The organism is Terribacillus sp. JSM ZJ617 (assembly GCF_044383785.1).
In the GTDB taxonomy this organism is placed as follows: Bacteria; Bacillota; Bacilli; order Bacillales; family Amphibacillaceae; genus Terribacillus.
In genome coordinates, this window is the sequence record NZ_JBISEQ010000003.1 from 25,290 (window position 1) to 43,974 (window position 18,685).

General features: G+C 42.9%; 17 protein-coding genes, 1 pseudogene and 2 riboswitches. All 18 genes and pseudogenes read left to right on the plus strand.

All coding sequences use genetic code 11. The features are described from left to right. Positions 1–66: 66 nt before the first annotated feature. Positions 67–170: riboswitch (SAM riboswitch) on the minus strand. Between the two features lie 198 nt (positions 171–368). Further along, positions 369–472, plus strand: a riboswitch (SAM riboswitch). Between the two features lie 80 nt (positions 473–552). The 18 genes and pseudogenes from ACH6C1_RS11640 (at position 553) to ACH6C1_RS11725 (ending at position 18,670) form a co-directional block, all read left to right on the plus strand. Continuing rightward, positions 553–1,653 carry a methionine biosynthesis PLP-dependent protein gene (locus ACH6C1_RS11640; RefSeq protein WP_374077252.1) on the plus strand — a complete coding sequence of 367 codons (1,101 nt, stop codon included), beginning with the start codon at positions 553–555 and terminating at the stop codon, positions 1,651–1,653. A gap of 14 nt (positions 1,654–1,667) precedes the next feature. Beyond that, entirely contained in the window at positions 1,668–2,840 is a 1,173-nt protein-coding gene (locus ACH6C1_RS11645) for an aminotransferase class I/II-fold pyridoxal phosphate-dependent enzyme (protein WP_374077254.1), read from the plus strand. Positions 2,841–2,856: 16 nt separating this feature from the next. After that, a complete protein-coding gene (locus ACH6C1_RS11650) occupies positions 2,857–3,963 on the plus strand; it encodes a 5-methyltetrahydropteroyltriglutamate--homocysteine S-methyltransferase (protein ID WP_374077256.1) in 1,107 nt (368 codons plus the stop codon). 258 nt (positions 3,964–4,221) lie between these two features. Further along, entirely contained in the window at positions 4,222–4,980 is a 759-nt protein-coding gene (locus ACH6C1_RS11655; protein ID WP_374077796.1) for a lipoate--protein ligase family protein, read from the plus strand. Positions 4,981–4,992: 12 nt separating this feature from the next. Further along, complete coding sequence (gene lipA / locus ACH6C1_RS11660; protein WP_374077258.1) at positions 4,993–5,913, plus strand: lipoyl synthase; 921 nt, start codon at positions 4,993–4,995, stop codon at positions 5,911–5,913. 194 nt (positions 5,914–6,107) lie between these two features. Continuing rightward, positions 6,108–7,055 carry a sugar-binding transcriptional regulator gene (locus ACH6C1_RS11665; protein WP_374077260.1) on the plus strand — a complete coding sequence of 316 codons (948 nt, stop codon included), beginning with the start codon at positions 6,108–6,110 and terminating at the stop codon, positions 7,053–7,055. Further along, the gene (locus ACH6C1_RS11670; protein WP_374077262.1) at positions 7,052–7,495 is read left to right on the plus strand and encodes a transcriptional regulator GutM; all 444 of its coding nucleotides are present in this window, start codon (positions 7,052–7,054) and stop codon (positions 7,493–7,495) included. Before ACH6C1_RS11665 ends, ACH6C1_RS11670 begins: the two co-directional genes overlap by 4 nt. A gap of 1 nt (position 7,496) precedes the next feature. Continuing rightward, complete coding sequence (gene srlA / locus ACH6C1_RS11675; protein WP_374077264.1) at positions 7,497–8,057, plus strand: PTS glucitol/sorbitol transporter subunit IIC; 561 nt, start codon at positions 7,497–7,499, stop codon at positions 8,055–8,057. A 4-nt stretch (positions 8,058–8,061) separates the two neighbouring features. Beyond that, positions 8,062–9,069 carry a PTS glucitol/sorbitol transporter subunit IIB gene (gene srlE, locus ACH6C1_RS11680; protein WP_374077266.1) on the plus strand — a complete coding sequence of 336 codons (1,008 nt, stop codon included), beginning with the start codon at positions 8,062–8,064 and terminating at the stop codon, positions 9,067–9,069. A gap of 13 nt (positions 9,070–9,082) precedes the next feature. Then, complete coding sequence (locus ACH6C1_RS11685; protein ID WP_374077268.1) at positions 9,083–9,442, plus strand: PTS glucitol/sorbitol transporter subunit IIA; 360 nt, start codon at positions 9,083–9,085, stop codon at positions 9,440–9,442. A gap of 18 nt (positions 9,443–9,460) precedes the next feature. After that, positions 9,461–10,246 carry a sorbitol-6-phosphate dehydrogenase gene (srlD, locus tag ACH6C1_RS11690; RefSeq protein WP_374077270.1) on the plus strand — a complete coding sequence of 262 codons (786 nt, stop codon included), beginning with the start codon at positions 9,461–9,463 and terminating at the stop codon, positions 10,244–10,246. A 19-nt stretch (positions 10,247–10,265) separates the two neighbouring features. Beyond that, complete coding sequence (locus tag ACH6C1_RS11695) at positions 10,266–10,940, plus strand: transaldolase family protein (protein WP_374077272.1); 675 nt, start codon at positions 10,266–10,268, stop codon at positions 10,938–10,940. A gap of 191 nt (positions 10,941–11,131) precedes the next feature. After that, a complete protein-coding gene (locus ACH6C1_RS11700; RefSeq protein WP_374077274.1) occupies positions 11,132–12,034 on the plus strand; it encodes a DMT family transporter in 903 nt (300 codons plus the stop codon). Positions 12,035–12,615: 581 nt separating this feature from the next. Then, positions 12,616–14,074: pseudogene (aldA, locus tag ACH6C1_RS11705) on the plus strand (aldehyde dehydrogenase). Positions 14,075–14,204: 130 nt separating this feature from the next. Continuing rightward, positions 14,205–15,377 (plus strand): lactaldehyde reductase, encoded by a 1,173-nt coding sequence (gene fucO, locus ACH6C1_RS11710; protein WP_374077276.1) that lies wholly within the window; start codon positions 14,205–14,207, stop codon positions 15,375–15,377. Between the two features lie 321 nt (positions 15,378–15,698). Then, entirely contained in the window at positions 15,699–16,583 is an 885-nt protein-coding gene (gene pdxS / locus ACH6C1_RS11715) for a pyridoxal 5'-phosphate synthase lyase subunit PdxS (RefSeq protein WP_095223652.1), read from the plus strand. A 19-nt stretch (positions 16,584–16,602) separates the two neighbouring features. Beyond that, positions 16,603–17,184 carry a pyridoxal 5'-phosphate synthase glutaminase subunit PdxT gene (pdxT, locus tag ACH6C1_RS11720; protein WP_374077278.1) on the plus strand — a complete coding sequence of 194 codons (582 nt, stop codon included), beginning with the start codon at positions 16,603–16,605 and terminating at the stop codon, positions 17,182–17,184. A gap of 190 nt (positions 17,185–17,374) precedes the next feature. Continuing rightward, positions 17,375–18,670 carry an aldehyde dehydrogenase gene (locus ACH6C1_RS11725; RefSeq protein WP_374077280.1) on the plus strand — a complete coding sequence of 432 codons (1,296 nt, stop codon included), beginning with the start codon at positions 17,375–17,377 and terminating at the stop codon, positions 18,668–18,670. Positions 18,671–18,685 lie beyond the last annotated feature (15 nt).

Sequence of the window (18,685 nt, forward strand, 5' to 3'; positions counted from 1 at the left end):
CGGAATTAAGTCCAAAAAAAAGACCCTCTTCCAGGCAGAAGAGGGTCTTTTAAAGATTTTCCGCTCTTCTTATCTTCAGTGTTAAACACCTGGAATTAGCACAGTACTGCGCCTTGCAGCCTGTTGCTTTGGTTTCGCTGGGCCATTCCCTCCACCAATCTCGATAAGAAATATCAGTTGTAAGGAAAAGGATAGACCGAAAAGTTCTAGGTGTCAATCCTATTTTTTATCGCTATTTTTCCTGATCGGCATGACCACGCTAAAAATTCCATTAGTAAAAGATTCATTTGGCAGAAAATTTAAAATAATGCTTGACTATACATTCTTTTGTGATAACATAGCTTTAATATAAAAATTATATAGAACTTTTCTTATCAAGAGAGACGGAGGGACTTGGCCCAGTGATGTCTCAGCAACCAGTCTGAGAAGACACGGTGCTAAATCCAAAAGGTATCCGCCTTAAAGATAAGAAGCTGATTCGGTCATGACTGAACCTTCTTCCTTTTTGGGGAGAAGGTTCTTTTTTTGTTTAAGAGAAGGGTGAGAAGCGGTATGGGAAATAGTTTGGAAACGACATTCGTACAGTTAGGAAATCGTAGTGATGGAGTAACAGGAGCAGTGAATCCGCCAGTGTATCTGTCCACTGCTTATGCACATGGAGGAATCGGCGAATCTACCGGGTATGATTATTCACGGACGAAGAATCCTACTCGTACTGTCCTGGAAGAAGGTTTTGCAATGCTGGAAAAAGGCGATCGAGCTTTTGCATGCAGCTCAGGCATGGCAGCAATTCAGCTTGTATTATCCCTTTTCCGTTCAGGCGATTCACTGCTAGTGCCAGAGGATATTTATGGGGGCACCTATCGACTGTTTGATTTCTATTCAGATGCATATGACGTATCGCCGGTATATGCGCCATTTCATTCCGTTGAAGAGACTGCAGCATTGATAACGGACGATACAAAAGCAATTTTCCTTGAAACACCGACAAACCCGCTCATGCAGGAAATCGATATTGCTGCATATGCGCAATTGGCAAAAGCACATGACCTGTTGCTAATTGTTGATAATACATTTCTGACACCTTATTACCAGCAGCCGCTTACAGAAGGAGCAGATATCGTCATCCATAGTGCGACTAAATATATCGGCGGCCATAACGACGTTTTAGCCGGACTTGTTGTGAGTAAAGGCAGTGAGCTATCAGATCGGTTAGCTGCATTGCATAACGGTACGGGAGCTGTCTTGTCTCCGCTCGATTCCTGGCTTCTCATCCGAGGCTTGAAGACGCTGCCGCTTCGAATGCGGCAGCATCAAGCAAATGCACAGCGCATCGCAAGTTATCTTGCAGAGGAGCCGAAAGTCAAAGACGTCCTGTATACAGGAAAAGGCGGCATGCTTTCCTTCCGTGTCCAGGAAAGCAGCTGGGTCGATCCATTCCTTCGCAGCCTGGAAATCATCACCTTTGCCGAAAGTCTTGGCGGAGTGGAAAGCTTTATCACATATCCTACAACACAGACACATGCAGATATCCCTGTTGAGGAACGGGAGGCCAGAGGAATTTGCGATTGTCTGCTTCGTTTCTCGGTCGGGATTGAAGAAGCGGAGGATTTGATTGGTGATTTACAGCAAGCATTCGCCAAACTGGATTAGGAGGTCATCATCATATGGGAGAACAACATGCAGAAACGACATATATACGGGGATTACACAAAGAGCAGCAAACAGGTGCGGTGAACGTCCCGATCTATCTATCGTCTACCTTCCACCAGGAAAGCTTCGAGGATTTCGGTCCATTCGATTATAGTCGTTCTGGTAACCCGACACGAGAAGCGCTGGAGCAGAAGGCAGCTGCACTAGAGGGAGGTACAGATGCTTTCGCATTTTCGTCTGGCATGGCAGCAATATCCTCCGCATTCATGCTGCTGTCAGCGGGGGATCATGTAATTGTAACTGAGGATGTTTACGGTGGAACGTATCGTTTTGTGACAGAAATACTTCCAAAATTCCAGATCAGTCATTCCTTCGTAGACTTAACCGATTTGGATTCTGTTGAAGCAGCGATTCAGCCAAATACAAAGGTCATTTACGTGGAAACACCGTCCAATCCCTGTTTGAAGGTGACGGACATTCGGGCAGTTGTTCGGATAGCAAAGCAACATAATTGTTTAACTTTCTTGGACAACACATTTTTAACGCCGCTGTATCAGCAGCCGCTAGCACTCGGTGTGGATGTAGTCATCCATAGTGCAACGAAGTTTCTGTCAGGGCATAGTGATATTATCGCCGGATTGCTAATCACTAAGGATACAGAACTCGCAGGAAGACTGGCTTTCATCCAGAACACATTTGGTGCTATTCTCGGAGCCCAAGATAGCTATTTGCTGCTCCAAGGAATCAAGACATTAGGTACAAGATTGCGTCAGTCGTCGGAAACAGCGGAGAGGATAGCTTTGTTCCTGCAGGAGCATTCGCTTGTGGAAGATGTTTTCTACCCTGGCTTACCCACCCATAACGGACATGACATACATACCGGGCAGGCCAGTGGAAATGGAGCAGTAGTATCATTTGCTCTGCCAAGCAGGGAGCACGCAAAGATTTTTGTTGAACAGCTTCGCATTCCTATTTTCGCTGTCAGTCTCGGCGCTGTGGAATCCATCCTTTCCTATCCAGCTTCGATGTCACATGCTTCCATGCCGGAAGCTGAGCGAAAGAAACGAGGTATAACAGATGGGCTCTTACGTTTATCTGTTGGCCTGGAGCATGTGGAGGATCTCATAGAAGATCTGCAGCAAGCCTTAAAGGCTGCTGAAAGAGTAATAGAAAAAGTAAAAAACTAAAATGGGAGAGATGAACATGACAACGAAAACAAAAACGGCACCATTCAGAGCAGATCACGTAGGGAGCTTGCTTCGTCCAGATGTACTGCACAAAGCAAGACAGCAATTCAAAGAAGGCCAAATCAGTAAACAAGATCTTCGCGAAATCGAAACGTCAGAGATCAAAAGAATCGTAGACAAGCAAATTGAAGTCGGCTTGGAGCTTGTGACAGACGGAGAATTCCGGAGAAGATTCTGGCATACAGACTTTTTGGAACATCTTAACTGCATCACAGGTTATGTTCCGGACACTGGTTACCTGTTCAAAGGAGAAGAAACAGAACGATATAACATTAAAAATACGGGCAAAGTTTCGTTCAATCCTGATCATCCTTTCCTCGAGGACTATAAGGTATTCCAAGACATCGTCGCGGGAAGGGCGGTAGCTAAACAGACAATTCCTAGTCCCAATCAGCTCTTCCATACAGATATTCGTGATCACTCCATTTATCCGGATATTGAGGATTTTGCAGCTGATGTTATTCAGACTTACAAAGATGCCATCCAAGCATTTTATGATGCAGGAGTACGCTATTTGCAGCTAGATGATGTTTACATTGCTACACTATCTTCTCCTGATGCGAAATTCGATGGAGAGCACTCCAGAGAGTTCTTGATTGATTTGGCACGCAGAGTAATCAATGGTGTATTGGAAGGAAAACCAGAAGACCTTACTGTGACGACGCATCTCTGTCGTGGAAACTATCGCTCCACATATATGTTCGGGGGCAGCTATGACTTGATTGCAAAGGATCTGTTAGCGAAAGAGAAAGTCGATGGTTTCTTCCTAGAGTATGATGATGAGCGATCCGGTACATTCGAACCGCTTCAGTATATCCCGCAGGATGGTCCAAGAGTCGTGCTAGGCGTTGTAACTTCGAAATTTGGGGAACTGGAAGATAAAGATGCTGTAATCAGCCGGATTGAAGAAGCAACAAAGTATATCCCTCTTGATCAGATTTGCTTAAGCCCGCAATGTGGCTTTGCCTCCACACATCATGGCAATAAATTGACTGAAGAAGAACAATGGGAGAAACTGCGCTTCATCGTCGATGTTGCGAAGACTGTTTGGCCCCAAGCGTGAGAAAAAGCCGTCCATTTTGACGGCTTTTTTACTTGCCATTAAGATCCTCACAGTTAAGTAAGTACTCTGGGAATTGGTAAGTAATTGGGAGTATTTAATCCTAGTAGGAAAGTAGGCTTTTGAGAAAGCGGTTGCTTCACCGTCTTGCCGTTCGTTAGAATTGAATTGTTAATATTATTTGAACTTTGTAAATAAGAAGGTGACAGCGTGCGGAAATGGGTTTTCTGGGACGACGGTGATCATTCGCCTGCCTTTAATATGGCGGCTGATGAAATGCTTATGCAATGGCACCGTGAGGGACGGATCGCCCCAGTGTTACGTTTTTACGGTTGGAATCCTGGCGGGTTTTCCGTTGGGTATTTCCAGAAGACAAACAAATTCAATTTAGAAGAAATTGAGAAGCGAGGATTTGAACTGGTCCGACGGCCTACTGGTGGTCAAGCAGTACTGCATCATCAGGAACTGACGTACAGCATTATCGTATCGGAGGATTATCCAGGAGTACCATCGACTATCAAAGAAGCGTACAAAGTTTTATCACAAGGGCTGCTGATCGGGTTTGAAAACCTGGGCATCAAAGCGGAATTCGCTTTACCTGCTGACTCGAAACCGAAGGGGACAGCAAATTGCTTTGAGGAAGCTTCCTGGTATGAGATCAATGTGGACGGTAAGAAAGCGGCCGGAAGTGCTCAGACGAGGCAAAAAGGTGTCATCCTCCAGCACGGATCGATTCCAATCTGGCTGAAGCAAGAGGATTTGCTGGAATTGTTCCTATACCCAAGTGACCGTGTCAAAGAGCGTGCTTACAAGAGCTTTATGAACAAAGCTGCCAGTCTGCAGGAGTTTATCTCTGTGCAGACAACTATGGAAGATATAAGAGGTGCCTTTTATGATGGTTTTCAAAAGGGATTAGGTGTAGCATTCGAAAGACTTGAACTGGATGAAGTACAACTAAAAACAATCGAAGAACTTGCCAAAGAGAAATACCAAAATCACGAATTCTTATATGCACGTTAAGGAGGAACGGAAATGGTAAAAAAAACGATGGCGCAACGTCGGGAAGGTATGCTCCGTAAGCCCGAGTGGCTGAAGATTGATTTCAACACGAATGAAGACTATATGGATTTGAAGAAAATGATGCGGGAAATGAATTTACATACTGTATGTGAAGAAGCGAAGTGCCCCAATATCTATGAATGCTGGTCGGTCCGGAAAACGGCAACATTCATGATTCTTGGTTCCATTTGTACAAGAGGCTGCCGCTTCTGTGCAGTTACTTCAGGCAAGCCGACAGAACTGGACTGGGCAGAACCAGAGCGCGTGGCTGATTCAGTGGCTAAAATGGGACTGCGTCATGCCGTTGTCACAGCTGTTGCCAGAGATGACTTGGAAGATGGAGGTTCAGCAATATTTGCGGAAACAGTACGTGCCATTCACCGCAGGATGCCTAATACAACAGTAGAGGTACTGCCGTCCGATATGAAAGGAACGTATGAAAGCATCAAGACACTGATGGATGCCAAGCCGGATATTTTCAACCATAATATCGAGACAGTACGACGATTGACTCCTTCTGTCCGTCATCGTGCAACATATGACCGCTCACTCGAATTACTTGACCGTGTCAAAACAATCTCTCCGGACACACCAACAAAATCAAGCATCATGCTGGGCTTGGGAGAGACAAAAGAAGAGATTGTGCAAGCAATGGATGATCTGCTGGAACATCGTGTTGATATCATGACAATCGGCCAGTACTTGCAGCCATCATTTAAGCACCTGAAAGTACAGAAGTATTACCATCCGGATGAATTTGCTGAACTGAAGGAAATTGCCCTGCAGAAGGGCTTCCGTCATTGTGAATCAGGCCCAATGGTCCGCTCCTCCTATCACGCGGACGAACAAGTGAATCCAGAAGCGAGACAGCGCCAGTTTGGCGGCTGTTCGTAATAATAATGTAAGGAATATGCCTATCGGTATGTTCCTTTTATTTTTGAGCGAACATGCACATATGTGCGTATAGAAGGTTAATTGTGTCATATGAGCAGTTTTTGGTTGATTCTGCTTTGAAAGCGTTTTATATTAATTGCATAAGGCACCCAATCATTCATTTGAATTCACAATGCGCATAAAGGAGCTTACCTATGGATTGGCAAGAAGAGAGACGTCTCGTGAAAGTAGCCAGAATGTATTACGAAGAGAATATGACCCAAAATGAGATTGCCAAAGAACTTGGTGTATACAGAACAACCGTTACACGTTTACTGCAAAAAGCGAAAGATCAGAAGATAGTCACGATTCATATTGAGAGCACGCTTTTAGAATATGTATCTATCGAAAAAGAGCTGTGTCAGCTTTTTGGATTGAAAGATGTCGTAATCGTGCCCTCATCGGAAGATAGTTTGAAAGAGATTGGAACGGCAGCGCTTCGCTATCTGGATGGAATCATAACGAAGGATGATGTAGTCGGCTGTGCATGGGGCAGGACACTTGGAATGATGGCGCAGCAAGCACAATTCCAATATAAGCGGGGAGGAAGATTTGTTCCGCTTGTAGGCGGTCCAGGTCAGATGCCGGTGGAAGAGCATGTAAATGCTATTGTCTATTCCATGGCCAGAGCTTTTGGGGGAGAGACCAACTTCATCGATGCTGCTGCAATAGTAAAATCAGTTGAAACACAAAGTGAGATATTGAAGTCCGGATATATGACACATATCAAAGAGCTTTGGGAAAACTTATCTATAGCACTAATAGGCATCGGCTCCCCAATGAAATCTTCCAATTTGGTATGGAGTGGTTTTCTTGGAAAAGAAGAAGTAGAGAAACTGGAAAATCAGGAAGTTGTCGGGGATGTATGCTCACGATTTTATGATATTAATGGGCAGGAACTGGCTACGGATCTAAAGGAAAGGGCAATTGCCATTCCCTTCACTAAACTGAAAGAAGTAAAACATTCCATCGCTTTGGTAGAGTCGGTATCTAAAACTGATTCTATTATAGGTGCTCTCAACGGTCGAATAGCCAATGTACTGATAACTGATGAGGTAACTGCAAAGTCAATCATCAAGAAAAAGAAGGAGGAGATAAATTGATCTTATTATTTATTATTCTATTGGCAGTAGGGTTCCTTTTACAAAGCATTTTAGGAGTATTTCAAATTAAAAATTTCAATAAACACTACGCTGAGTTAAGGAAAGTCGGCAGAGTAGCGATTGGCCGTTCAAAGGGAATCTTCCGTTCGGGCGCAGTACTCATGCTGGCCCTGGATGCGAAGGCAAACATTATTCAGGCGGAAAAGATGCAGGGTCTTACGATTTTGGCTAGATGTAAGCGTGTTCAAAAGTTGGAAGGACAGCCATTATTATATATAGATGAAGATGTGATAAAAAGTGTAGATCCTTTCCTGAGAAAAGCATTGAAAGACGCGCAGAAAACGTATGAAATTATCATGTCTGGCGCAACAGTTGAGAAGCCGAAGTCACCTATACAATCAATATTTGGATTATTCAAAATAAACAGAGAGGTGAAGTGAAATGGATTTTATCGTAAAAGCTGCTGAAGGATTCATTGGATTATTTGAACAAGGAGGAGAGACATTTCTTGGGTTAGTCGGCGACATCGTGCCTTTACTTATCATGCTGCTTGTGGCGATGAACGCCTTAATCCAATTTGTAGGACCTGACAAAATCGAAAAATTAGCTACAAAATCTTCAAAGAATATCTTTACACGTTATATGGTGCTGCCTTTCCTAGGAACCTTCTTCCTTCTTAATCCGATGACGCTTTCTCTAGGAAGATTTCTTCCAGAACGTTATAAACCAGGATACTATGCTGCAGCTAGCTATTCTTGTCATAGCATGAATGGATTCTTCCCACACGTTAATCCAGCAGAGCTCTTCGTTTTCCTTGGTATCGCATCAGGTATTACACAGCTCGGTCATTCCACGACGGATTTGGCGTTACGTTATCTTTTAGTAGGTCTTGTTATGAATATGATTCGTGGTTGGGTTACAGATTTAATGGTCAGCTATGTCGAGAAGCAGCAAAATGTAAAATTGAGCGCAACAGTTAATAACGTCGGAAAAGGAGTGTAGGGCAATGGGGGAGCAATTTAACGCTGTAAAAATCATAAAAGGAAATGGCGGATTTGGCGGTCCGTTAGTCATCCAGCCTACGTCTGAAAAAAATAAGATCGTAAATATCACAGGTGGTCCAATTAGTGACGTGGCAAATACAATTGCTGAGCTCACAGGGGCAGAAGTAGTGAACGGATTTAAAACTTCCGTACCTGAAGAGGAAATAGCGTGTGTCATCATCGATTGCGGTGGAACATTGCGAGCAGGACTTTATCCGAAGAAACGAATTCCGACTATCAACATTATGCCAACTGGTCAAAGCGGTCCGATGGCGAAATTCATTACGGAAGATATATATGTATCTGGGGTAAAGCCGGCTCAAATAGAAAAACAAGGTGCTTACGATGCCGGTGAAACAGAGGCGAGTGCAGCAACAGAGATGGAAGAGCAAGCTTCGAAGCCAAAATATGATTCGAGTAAGAAAATCAGTGATCAGTCTGGCGGATTGATGACTAAGATTGGAAAATTAATGGGCGGATTTGTTAACGTCTTTTATCAAGCAGGGCGTGACGCAATTGATACGGTTCTTAAAACGATTCTACCTTTTATGGCGTTTGTTTCTTTGTTGATCGGGTTGATTCTTGGCTCAGGTATTGGTGATGTGTTTGCGAATATCTTATCGCCGCTTGCTGGTAGTATTTGGGGTCTACTTGCTTTATCTGCAATTGTCTCGTTTCCGCTGCTTTCACCATTCCTTGGACCAGGAGCTGTTATAGCTCAAGTTATCGGAACATTGATTGGTGTAGAAATTGGCAGAGGGAATATCCCGCCAAACTTCGCTTTACCGGCAGTATTTGCAATCAATTCCCAAGCAGCTGCTGATTTCGTTCCAGTAGGATTGGGACTAGCAGAAGCAGAAACGGAAACAGTCGAGGTAGGAGTGCCAGCTGTGCTTTACGGCAGATTCCTAACGGGAGCTCCAACAGTATTCGTTGCTTGGCTGGCTAGTTTCGGAATGTACGATTCATAAGGAGGAATACACAATGTTAATTTATCAAACAGAAATCACTAAAATTGGACCTTTAGCATCTGAATTCATAGATGCTGATATGCTTATTCTCTTCAAAACAGATGCTCCAGAAGAATTGGCGGATTATTGTCTGCTGCATGAGCAGAATGAACTGAGCGAGGATATATCTGTCGGCGATACACTTTATATTGGCGATCAGCCTTTCCGAATTTTGGAGGTCGGAGAAGCAGTAAACAAAAATCTAGCTGCACTTGGCCATATTACAATTCGACCGGAGGCAGGAGAGGAAGAAAACCTTCCTGGAACACTAGTCATTGAACAAGGGAATATTCCAGCTTTAATAGAAGGAGCAACACTGACTATCAAAAGATAAATAAGGGAGATGTACAAAATGGTACAAGGATTAAATAAAACTGCAATTGTAGCTGGAGGAGCACAGAACTTAGGCGCCCACTTGGCGAAGCGATTAGGAGAAGAAGGATATAACGTCGTCGTTTTTGATAAGCAAGGTGATCAAGCGGAAACTGTGGCTAATGAGATTGCGGGACAATTCTCCATTAAAACTGCAGGCTATGCAGTGGATGTAACGGATGAAGAAGCTATTAAAAACGCGATGGAAGATGTGAACGAGCGTTTTGGTACCATCGACTTGCTTGTATACAATGCGGGTGTAGCGAGAAGTACGAAGATCACCGATTTTACTCTTTCTGATTGGGCTTTGTCTTTAGATGTCAATTTAACGGGATACTTCTTATGTGCGAAACACGCAAGTATATATATGATTAAGCAGCAGTCAGGGAGCATCATACAAATCAATTCCAAATCTGGTAAAGTCGGCAGCAAGCACAATTCAGGTTACTCTGCTTCCAAGTTTGGCGGCGTTGGACTGACACAAAGCTTGGCACTTGATCTCGCTGAACATAATGTTCGTGTCAATAGCATCTTGCCTGGGAATCTACTGCATTCCCCGATGTTCCAAAGCCTGATTCCATCCTATGCCAAGAAGCTTGGTGTGGAAGATAGTGAAGTAGAACAAATTTACATTGATAAGGTTCCTCTGAAAAGAGGCTGCTCCTACGATGATGTAGCAAATGCTGTTATCTTTTATGCTTCCGATGCGGCTTCCTATATGACAGGTCAGTCCATCAATGTGACCGGCGGCCAAGTCATGCACTAAGCAGAAGGAGGGAAATTGCATGAAAATCTTAATGGATGAATCAGACGTAGATGTATTTCGGTATTTGAATGACTATTTACCATTGGATGGTGTTACTACCAACCCTTCTATTCTTGCAAAAGGAAAGGGAACGGCAGAGAAACAAGTTCTACAGATAGCAGATTTGCTAGATAAGCAGACCCTGCATGTCCAAGTGGTATCCGTTAAATATGAACAGATGGTTGAAGAAGCAAAACGGATAAGTAAAGCTTTATCTCGCAATGTTTTTATAAAAATACCTGTATCTCCTGGAGGATTGAAGGCAGTTAGAAGTCTAAAGAGGGAAGGCATCAATACGACAGTGACAGGAGTCTATACAACGATGCAAGCTGTTATGGCAGCAAAAGCTGGAGCAGCTTATGTAGCACCGTATATCAATCGTATTGATCTTGCTCACGGGAATAGTGAAATCGTCACCAAGCAAATTGTCCAGACTTTCCGAACATATGGATTTTCCACTAAAGTGCTAGCTGCTAGTTTCAAAAATATGCGTCAAGTAATTAGCGTGATGGAAGCTGGAGTAGAAGAAGTGACACTTTCCGCCGATTTACTAAAGAATCTTATTCACCATAAAGAAACAGATATGAGCATCGAGGCATTCACGGAAGATTTCACTAGTAGATTTGATAATAGAAATGAAATGTTTTTAAAATAATTGATTGTCATGTAATCCGCTAAGGTTGTTATACAATTTTAGCGGTTTTTTGTTGTTGAGAAAAAGAATAGCGGTACAATCTAGGATAGATATTGAATAATTATAAGAAATTTAAAATACAACGAGACAATAAAACAATCAAGCTCTAAAATATTAATATACATAGTTATGAACGAAGTAGGGGGCTGCATATGAAACAAAACCAAACTGCAATTTTATTAGTTATATCCATCATCGCAATATCTTTCGCAGCCATCTTCGTGAAATGGTCTGATGCACCAGCCACGATCCTCAGTATGAACCGGATGTATCTCGCATGTCTTTTGCTGGTACCGATTGTGTGGATTAAACGAAAGGAATTTAAAAAGATTGGGCGGAGGGAAGCGCTGGCTTTCATATTGTCAGGAGCCTGTCTAGCAGCGCATTTTGCACTCTGGTTCAGTTCTTTGAAACTGACAACAGTTGCAAGCTCTACCATCATTCTTTCGCTCCAGCCTATTGTTGCGATGATAGGAGGATTTTTGATTTATAGAGAAAGAGCGTCAAAAGCTGTAATTGTAACTATCGGTATATCCATTATTGGTGTTGTCATGGTAGGATGGGGAGATTTCGGCTTGCAAACGCCATCTGTTCTAATAGGAGATCTCTTATCTTTTCTATGTGTGATTGCTGTTGTGGGCTATTTGTTAATCGGGCAGAACAATGTAAAGAAAGTGTCGCATTGGATATATAGTTTCTGTGTTTTTCTATCGGCAGCTGTATGGCTCAATATCTACAATCTAGTGACCGGGGTTCCCATACGCGGCTATGATTTTGATGAGTGGAAGATATTCTTACTGTTAGCTATTTTTCCGACGGTAGCACATGTCATATTCAATATGCTATTGAACTATGTGAATTCGACCACGATTTCGATGAGTGTATTGGGAGAACCAGTTGGTGCGACTCTCCTAGCCGTCTGGCTATTAGGAGAGAAATTAAGCCCGCTGCAAATTGTTGGTGGAGCTATTGCGTTGATAGGGGTTCTTTTGTTTTTGATTCGGCAGAATAGTGAGTATCGCGTGGTGGAGGAAAGTAAACAGGAATTACGTTAACAGTTAATAAGAGAGGAAGCACTCATAAGAATGGGATTGCTTCCTCTTTATTTGTCTTGGTTAATAAGTAGACACTAAAGAGAAAGTTTTCAGATTTAAGTTTCATAGGGAATTTACTAGATTATAAATTGACAAATATATCTAGTTAATGTTTAAATAGCATTAGATATTTAGTCATCTGATGACTTGATGATTAGATGTCAAAAAAAGGAAAGGTGGTTAAATCCGACCGTATAAACGAAACTATAACAATAACTTTTTTACCTCCTCGAAAAGACCTTTCTTATTGAACTATCCAGAAGGAACTATGTACCTTTTTCTCCTGACCCCTTAGATGAATTTGGCATACGCAGTTTTCATCTTAACTTCTTTGACTAGTACAGCATCGTTTATAAAAGATAAGCAGTACTTAATATTTTTTCGGCCCATAAAAGAACTTGACTCCTTTTTTATTTCCAAACATCTTAGATGAATTTGACTATATAAGTCAGTTAAAACGTATCAATGATACTTAAAATGATAGCGCTTGCATTGGTGGGCTGTTTTTCATAGTGCTTACGATATTTGAAAGGAGAAAAACTATGGAGATTACTACGAAGAAGTATCAAATGTTCATAGATGGTGAATTTGTAGACTCTAGTTCCCAGGAAACACTAAACGTTGTGAATCCTGCTACTGAGGAAATCATTTCAGAGATTCCTAGAGGAACTGCTGCAGATGTAAGAGCAGCAATTGACTCAGCTAAGCGTGCACAGAAAAAGTGGAAGAAAATACCCGCCTTTGAAAGAGGCAATTACTTACTGGAAATTTCGAAAGAGATACGAAACAACGAAGAAATTCTAGCACAAACAATATCAGAGGAAATGGGAAAAACGCTGGCTCTAGCTAAAACAGAGGTAAACTTTACAGCTGATTACATCGATTATATGGCTGGGTGGGCAAGACGCTATGAGGGAGATATTGTCCAAAGTGATCGACCAAATGAACAGATATTTGTTCATAAAGAGCCTATTGGAGTTATTGCCGGTATTTTACCTTGGAATTTTCCGTTTTTCCTAGTCGCTCGGAAGGCAGCGCCGGCTTTAGTAACTGGGAATACAATTGTCTTGAAGCCAAGTGATTTATCCCCTAATAATGCCTTGGAGTTTGCAAAGATTATTGAGAAAGTAGGTCTGCCTAAAGGTGTTATCAATATCGTGACAGGCAGCGGACGAACAGTTGGTCAAGAATTGGCGAAAAATGAAGATATAGGCATGGTTAGTTTGACAGGAAGTTATAATGCTGGAGCTGCCGTGATGCGTGCTGCGGCAGATAATATTACAAAAGTATCGTTGGAATTGGGAGGAAAGGCGCCAGCGATTGTTATGGATGATGCTGATCTGAATCTGGCGGTGCGTTCCGTTATCGATTCCCGCATCATTAATACAGGGCAGGTATGTAACTGTACGGAACGTGTATGTTCATGAAAATATTGCTGAAGCGTTTATCTCAAAGGTAACAAAAGCAATGGCAGAAGTAAGCTATGGTAACCCATTAGTTGATGGAGATATTGATATGGGACCTCTTATTAGCCATGATGCGCTTGAATCTGTAGATCGAATGGTACAAGAGGCAGTAGCTGATGGTGCCAAGATTTTGACAGGCGGTAAACGTGCTGCGCGAGAGAAAGGGTACTTCTATGAACCAACCGTTCTCGTAAATGTAAATAATGAGATGAACATTATGCAGCAAGAGATTTTCGGTCCTGTTCTTCCTATTGCGACATTCAAAGATTTAGACGATGCCTTGAAACTGGCAAACGATTGTGAATTTGGCTTGACGTCTTCTATCTATACACAAAACCTTGATGTAACGATGCGTGCAAGCAAGGAATTGGAGTTTGGAGAGACATATGTCAATCGTGAAAATTTTGAAGCAATACAAGGATTCCATGCCGGATGGAAAAAATCCGGTATTGGCGGTGCTGATGGAAAACACGGACTAGACGAGTACCTGCAAACACATGTTGTGTATCTGCAGTATAACCAAGAGAAGAAATAATTTTGTCATTAAAAACAAGCTGGAATTTTCTACATCATATGACGGGAAGTACAAGAGGCCAATAAGCACATAGCTATATGAAGCCAAAAAGGAATTAACTAGTCTATTAAAAAAATGGAGGTCTTTGAAAATGGCTTATCGTTTTATCTTGAATGAAACTAGTTACCATGGTGCTGGAGCTATTAACGAAATCGTTGGTGAAGTGCAAAATCGCGGATTCCAAAAAGCATTGATTGTTACGGACGCTGATTTAGTTAAGTTCGGTGTAGTTAAAAAGGTAACTGATTTACTAGATGACGCTAACCTGCCATATGACATCTTTGACCAAGTGAAGGCTAATCCGACTGTTGCTATCGTTAAAGCTGGTGTCGAGGCCTTTAAAAATGCAGGTGCCGACTATATTATAGCTATTGGGGGAGGTTCTCCTCAGGATACTGGAAAAGGTATCGGTATTATCATCAATAACCCGGAATTTGCTGATGTTGTTTCCTTGGAAGGCACTGCCCCAACAAAAAACAAAGCAGTTCCGATGATTGCTGTTGCTACAACAGCCGGAACAGCTGCTGAAACTACCATCAACTACGTTATTACGGATGAAGAGAAACGCCGGAAATTCGTTTGTGTCGATCCGCACGACATTCCAATCGTTGCCGTCGTTGATCCTAACATGATGTGCTCCATGCCGCATGGGTTATCTGCTGCCACTGGGATGGATGCGCTGACACATGCCATTGAAGGATATACGACACAAGCTGCTTGGGAGCTTGCTGATACGTTAAACTTAAAGGCTATCGAATTGATTTCCCGTTCGCTTCGGGATGCTGTCAATAACGATCCAAAGGGCCGTGAAGACATGGCTCTTGGTCAATATATGACAGGTATGGCTTTCTCTAACGTAGGTCTTGGCGTGGTTCACGGTATGGCTCATCCATTAGGAGCATTCTATAATACGCCTCACGGTATAGCCAATGCCGTACTGCTGCCATATGTATTGGAATTCAACAAAGATTACACTGGTGAAAAGTTCAAGGAGATCGCTCGTGCAATGGGGGTTGAAGGAGTTGATGATATGACGCAAGACGAATATCGTCAGGCTGCTATCGAAGCTGTCCGTCAATTATCCATTGACCTTAATATTCCTCAAACATTGGACGAAATTGGTGTGAAAGAGGAAGATCTCGATGCGTTGGCAGAAGCTGCTATGGCTGATGTGTGTACAGGAGGCAATCCTCGTCCATGTACAAAAGAGTCGATTCTTGAAGTTTATAAAACAGCTTTCTCACTACCTGTGAAAAATAAATAAGTTCTTTGTTTTCAAGATGTGGACCTATAAAAGTATGCTTAGCTCAAATAGAACCATTAAAAGAGCTATCCGTAAACATATCGTTTACGGATAGTTTTTTTATCGGAAATCGCCAATGACTTTCTGATTATAATCATCCATTTTCAGGTGATATGAGCAGACCATATATACAACACTCCCTACTAGACTAGATGGCAAACGGAAAATAAACAGAAGCAGATTTTATTGTTATACTCCAACCTTGCGTGTTATACCCTAATGATATGTACAATACCCCTATCAAACTTTTCCGACAACGGAAGAGAAATAGGAGGAGTCAACATGGCGAAAACAGGAACAGATTTAGTAAAACGGGGTATGGCGGAAATGCAAAAGGGCGGCGTCATCATGGATGTCATAAATGCAGAACAAGCAAAAATTGCTGAAGAGGCGGGTGCAGTAGCGGTTATGGCACTTGAGCGTGTGCCTTCTGATATTCGTGCTGCTGGCGGCGTTGCGCGCATGGCGGATCCGACAATTACAGAAGAGGTATTGAATGCTGTTTCTATCCCGGTCATGGCTAAGGCTCGAATCGGACATATTGTGGAAGCTCGTGTGCTGGAAGCGATGGGCGTCGATTATATAGATGAAAGTGAAGTGCTAACACCGGCAGATGAAGAGTTTCACTTGAACAAGCGGGAATTCACTGTACCGTTCGTATGCGGAAGCCGTGATCTTGGTGAAGCTGCCCGCCGTATCGGGGAAGGTGCTTCCATGCTTCGTACAAAAGGAGAACCCGGAACAGGTAATATCGTAGAAGCTGTACGTCATATGCGTAAGGTGCAATCCCAAGTACGCAAACTAATATCCATGGATTTGGATGAAGTGATGACATTCGCGAAAGATCTTGGTGCACCATATGATGTATTGCTACAAATTCGTGAAGCTGGCAAGCTTCCGGTCGTAAACTTTGCTGCTGGCGGTGTGGCGACTCCTGCAGATGCCGCACTGATGATGCAGCTTGGAGCGGATGGCGTCTTTGTTGGTTCTGGTATCTTTAAGTCAGATAACCCAGCGAAATTTGCGAAAGCCATCGTTGAAGCAACAACACATTATCAGGATTATAAACTGATTGCTGAGCTTTCCAAAGGACTTGGCACACCGATGAAAGGAATCGACATCGCAAGCCTATCTCCAGAAAACAGAATGCAAGAACGCGGCTGGTAAAGGAAAGGGGATATGCTCAATGAAAATTGGTGTGTTGGCACTTCAAGGTGCAGTGCAGGAGCATGCGCGGACAGTAGAAGCCGTCGGAGCAGAAGCTATTCTCGTCAAGCGAGTGGAACAGCTGGCAGAATTGGACGGTTTGATTTTGCCAGGCGGTGAGAGTACTGCCATGCGCAGATTGATAGATCGCTATGATTTCCTAGAGCCTTTAAGAGCTTTTGGTACAGCTGGAAAGCCAATCTTCGGTACTTGTGCAGGTATGATCCTGTTGGCAAAACGGATCAACAATCAAGAGTCGAGTCATCTTGGTTTGATGGATGTGACAGTGGAACGAAATGCTTTTGGCCGTCAGGTGGACAGCTTTGAAACAGATCTTGAAATCAAAGGTGTGGCAGAGGATTTCCCTGCAGTATTCATTCGCGCGCCCTATATTCTCGAGGCAGGACCAGGAGTGGAAGTGCTGAGTGAAGATACGGGCCGCATCGTTGCAGCAAGAGATGGCCACTATTTGGCGACTGCTTTTCATCCGGAGCTTACTGCAGATACTCGGTTGATGGGGTACTTCCTAGAGATGGTAAAAGAAACAGCTGTAAAAGTATAAAATAGCATTTTTCCAAAAAGAAGATCATTTTGTGATCTTCTTTTTGTTGTGTGGATCATTTCCCTTCCAATTCGTATCCCTTGCAATCTATTCTGCGGTGTATTATATTTTTCCTCGTTGAATATTTGATACGTCAACTAATAGTATGCAATGAGGTGAACCTTTTCAACATTGCAAAGGAGATTTTAAAATGGAGAACTATCAGGACCTTTTGATGAAACAGCGTACTTTCTTCAGAAGCGGACAAACGAAAGATGTACAGTTTCGTATAGATACATTAAATAAATTGAAAAATTTAATTCAGACGCATGAACAGAGCATCCTGGACGCAGTGAAGCAGGATTTGAACAAATCTGAAATGGAAGCTAAACGGGCAGAGGTAGGGCTGGTTTTGGCTGAAATCAACTTTACTACAGAGAATTTGGAATCATGGGCTGAAACAAAAGAAGTCCCTACAGCTGCCTCTCATGAAGGGGCGAAAAGCTTCATCAAGCCAGAGCCTTATGGCTCAGCACTCGTAATCGCACCATGGAACTATCCATTCCAGCTGGCGGTTTCTCCATTAGTTGGAGCGATTGCTGGCGGTAACACTGCTGTATTGAAACCGTCTGAACTGACGCCAAAAACATCAGCTATACTTTTAACTATATTTAATGAAAACTTCCCAGAAGCATATCTGCGTGTAGTGGAAGGGGAAGTGGAAACAAGCACAGCGCTGCTCAAAGAAGACTTTGACTACATCTTTTTCACCGGCAGCACGGGGGTCGGTAAAATTGTAGCCGAAGCTGCGGCTAAGCATCTTACTCCTATGACATTGGAGCTTGGCGGTAAAAGCCCGACAATCGTCCATAAGGATGCAAATCTGGATGAAGCAGCACAGCGAATTGCTCGCGGCAAATTCGCAAATGCAGGCCAAACATGTGTAGCACCGGATTACCTTCTTGTTCATAGCAGTGTGAAAGAAACACTGTTGGAAAAACTGAAGGATGTAATAACTGCAGCATACGGCGATAACATCGTCCAAAACCCGAACTTCGGACATGTGGTCAGCGAAAGACATTTTGATCGACTAGCAGGATTCCTGAACAATGGAACAATTGCGGCAGGCGGACAATCCGACCGTTCACAGCTTATTATTGAGCCGACAATTCTTGATTCCATTTCGTGGGATGATCCAATCATGCAGGATGAAATCTTCGGGCCAATCTTACCAGTAATCACATATGATGATCCAGCTGACATCATCGATCGAATTGTAAAACGGCCAAAACCGCTTGCGCTTTATCTATTCTCAGAAGATGAAAAATTCCAGGATGAAATCGTAAACAGCATTTCATTCGGCGGTGGTGCAATCAACGATACAATCAGCCATATGACTTCCCACTACCTTCCATTCGGAGGAGTCGGGGCAAGCGGTATGGGAGCATATCACGGTAAAGCAAGCTTTGATACTTTCTCTCATTACAAGAGCATTTTAAAACGTTGATATAAAAATAAAAAA